Annotated in this window: 2 protein-coding genes and 1 pseudogene; all 3 read left to right on the top strand. The window is 69.6% G+C overall.

Annotation, left to right across the window (positions count from 1 at the left end; translation table 11 throughout):
- The coding region (locus tag Q0379_RS20110) for a TrbC/VirB2 family protein (RefSeq protein WP_299010542.1) at nt 1-182 on the top strand (182 nt) is incomplete at its 5' end.
- Nucleotides 182-448, top strand: coding sequence for a VirB3 family type IV secretion system protein (locus tag Q0379_RS20105; protein ID WP_299015907.1), 267 nt, complete (start codon nt 182-184; stop codon nt 446-448). The genes Q0379_RS20110 and Q0379_RS20105, both read left to right, overlap by 1 nt.
- A 3-nt stretch (nt 449-451) precedes the next feature.
- Nucleotides 452-1,330 (top strand): annotated as a pseudogene (locus tag Q0379_RS20100) (conjugal transfer protein TrbE); the annotation flags it as partial.

The raw sequence follows: 1,330 nt of genomic DNA, 5'->3' as shown, positions 1-1,330 counted from the left end.
GGCCGGTCGCCAAGATCATCGCGGTGATCATCATCATCGTCACGGGCCTGACCCTGGCGTTCGGCGAGACCTCGGGCGGGTCGCGCAAGCTGATCCAGATCGTCTTTGGCCTGTCGATCGCCTTCGCGGCCAGCTCCTTCTTTCTGTCGTTCTTCTCGTTCGGCGGCGGAGCGCTGGTCTGATGGCCGGCGATCGCGCCCTGGGCTTCGCCGCGCCCGTCCATCGGGCCCTAACTGAACCGATGCTGCTGGCCGGCGCTCCGCGTGCGATCGCCCTGGTCAATGGCACCCTGGCCGCCGCCCTGGGTCTTGGCCTTCGCCTGTGGGCGGTGGGGGTGTTCGTCTGGCTGGTCGGCCACGGCCTGGCCGTCTGGGCCGCGCGCCGCGACCCGCAGATCTTCGAGGTTGGCCGCCGGCACGTGCGCCTGCCCAGCCACCTGGAGATCTAGCCCATGCTCGATCTTCGGGAATATCGTCGGCGGCCTGCCTTGCTCGCCGACTTCCTGCCGTGGGTCGCCGTGGTTGCACCGGGCGTGGTCCTCAACAAGGATGGCGGCTTCCAGCGCACCGCCGAGTTCCGCGGCCCCGATCTCGACAGCGCCACCGACGCCGAGGTCGCCGCCGTCGCCGCGCGACTCAATGGGGCCCTGCGGCGCCTGGGCTCAGGTTGGGCGATTTTCGTTGAGGCCCGCCGCGACCCATCGGCCGCCTATCCAGCCAGCGATTTCCCCGATCCGGTCTCGGCCCTGGTCGAGGCGGAACGGCGCGCCGACTTCCTACAAAGCGGCGAGCACTTCGAGAGCCGCTACTTCCTGACCCTGACCTATCTGCCGCCGGCGCAGCAGCGCGGGCGCCTGGAGCGCCTATTCGTCGAAGGACGGGCCGGGGGCGAGGTCGATTGGCGCGCCGAGCTTGCCGCCTTCGCCGATCGCGCCGATCGCTTGTTGGCCCTGCTCGACGGGATCATGCCGAGTCTCTTCTGGCTGGACGACGCAGCGACCTTGAGTTTTTTGCACGGCGCGGTCTCGACCACGCGCCAGCGCGTCGCCGTTCCACAAACGGCGATCTATCTCGACAGCCTCTTGGCGACGGAGCCCCTGGCGGCCGGCCTGGAGCCGCGCCTGGGGCGGGCCCACCTGCGGGTTCTGACCCTCGTCGGCTTTCCGCCCTCGACCACGCCGGGTCTGCTCGACGACCTCAATCGCCTGGCCTTCGCCTATCGCTGGTCGACCCGGGCGCTGTGCCTGGACAAGACGCTGGCCACGGGCCTGCTGACCAAGATCCGCCGCCAGTGGTTCGCCAAGCGCAAGTCGGTGCTGGTGCTGCTGCGC

The sequence above is a fragment of the uncultured Caulobacter sp. genome (assembly GCF_937900395.1).
Classification (GTDB): Bacteria; Pseudomonadota; Alphaproteobacteria; order Caulobacterales; family Caulobacteraceae; genus Caulobacter.
The sequence above is the reverse complement of the archived record's forward strand: the minus strand, read 5'-3'. Positions and strand labels throughout refer to the sequence as shown.